Source organism: Streptomyces caniscabiei (assembly GCF_014930365.1).
Classification (GTDB): Bacteria; Actinomycetota; Actinomycetes; order Streptomycetales; family Streptomycetaceae; genus Streptomyces; species Streptomyces caniscabiei.
This window is the reverse complement of the sequence record NZ_JABXWI010000054.1, coordinates 1-1694: the sequence shown is the minus strand read 5'-3', so window position 1 is coordinate 1694 and position 1694 is coordinate 1. Positions and strand designations below refer to the sequence as shown.

Below are 1694 nucleotides of genomic sequence, written 5' to 3'. Positions count from 1 at the left end.
TGCCGGGTTTGAGGGGGGCGTTCTCGCAGAGTTCGTAGCCGGAGTAGACGCCCCAGGTGGGGGAGAGGGTGGCGGCGAGGACGGCGCGGAGTTCGAAGGCGGGGCGGCCGCCTTCCTGGAGGAAGGCGTGGAGGATGTCGGGGGTGTTGACGAAGAAGTTGGGCCGCATGTAGGCGGCGGCCTCACCGGCGAGTTCGGTGGCGTAGTCGGTGAGTTCGGCTTTGGTGGTGCGCCAGGTGAAGTAGGTGTAGGACTGCTGGAAGCCGGTGGCGGCCAGGGTGTGCATCATCGCGGGGCGGGTGAAGGCCTCGGCGAGGAAGATGACGTCGGGGTCGGTCGCGTTGATGTGCGCGATGACCTGTTCCCAGAAGACGACCGGTTTGGTGTGGGGGTTGTCGACGCGGAAGATGCGCACCCCGTGGTCCATCCAGTGCCGCAGGATGCGGGTGGTCTCGGTGATGAGGCCGGGCATGTCGGCGTCGAAGGCGATGGGGTAGATGTCCTGGTACTTCTTCGGCGGGTTCTCGGCGTAGGCGATGGTGCCGTCGGGGCGGTGGTGGAACCACTCGGGGTGTTTGTGGACCCAGGGGTGGTCGGGGGAGCACTGGAGGGCGAAGTCCAGGGCGATCTCCAGGCCGTGGGCGCGTGCCTCGGCGACGAAGTGGTCGAAGTCGTCGATGGTGCCCAGATCGGGGTGGACGGTGTCGTGGCCGCCCTCGGGGGAGCCGATGGCCCAGGGGACGCCGACGTCGTCGGGGGTGGGGGAGAGGGTGTTGTTGCGGCCCTTGCGGAAGGTGCTGCCGATGGGGTGGATCGGGGGCAGGTAGACGACGTCGAAGCCCATGGCGGCGATGGCCGGGAGGCGTCGGGCGGCGGTGCGGAAGGTTCCGTGGGGCTGCTCGGGGGTGCCCTCGGAACGGGGGAAGAACTCGTACCAGGAGCCGAACAGGGCCCGCTCGCGTTCGACCAGCAGGGGCAACGGCTCGGAGGAGGTGACCAGTTCCCGCAGGGGATGGCGGGTCAGGACCTCCTCCACCTCCGGCGCCGACGCCGCAGCCAGCCGGGCCGAGACGGGGCGCGCGGTGTCCCGGAGCGCGTCCACGGCGGCGAGGAGGGTGCCCCGTCCGCTCTTGCCCTCGGGCACCTCGGCGGCCGCGCGTTCGTGCAGACGGGCGCCCTCCTCCAGCACCAGCTCGGTGTCGATGCCGGCCGGCACCTTGATCCGGGCGTGGTGGCGCCAGGTGGCGATCGGGTCGCCCCAGCCCTCCACGGCGTAGGACCACAGGCCCTCGCTGGGTACCGAGAGGGTGGCGCCCCAGCGGTCGGTGCCGGGGGCGAGTTCGCGCATCGGGACGTACGCGGTCGGGCGGCCCTCCGGATCCCGGAGCACGGCCGTGGCCGCGACCGCGTCGTGGCCCTCGCGGATCACGACGGCCGAGACCTCGAAGGCCTCGCCGACCACGGCCTTCGCCGGTCGGCGGCCGTGGTGGACGGTCGGCCGCACATCGAGGACCGGTATCCGTCCGATCGTGGGAGCGCCCGGAGCCTTCGGGGGTGTCGGCGGCGCCGCGGCTGGGGTTCTCGGTGGTGCCGGTCATGCGGTCCAGCCGGCGCGGTCACGACGCTCACGACAATGGCTCGCGGCCCATCATTCCATGGGACCGTGCCACACTGGTCGTATGGCATCTGCGCCC

The 1694-nt window shown here is 71.3% G+C and carries 1 protein-coding gene; it reads right to left on the bottom strand.

The features are described 5' to 3' along the window. Positions 1-1528 (bottom strand): alpha-1,4-glucan--maltose-1-phosphate maltosyltransferase (locus HW837_RS47915; RefSeq protein ID WP_193383585.1); only part of this gene is annotated, 1528 nt, incomplete at its 3' end. Between the last annotated feature and the right edge of the window lie 166 nt (positions 1529-1694).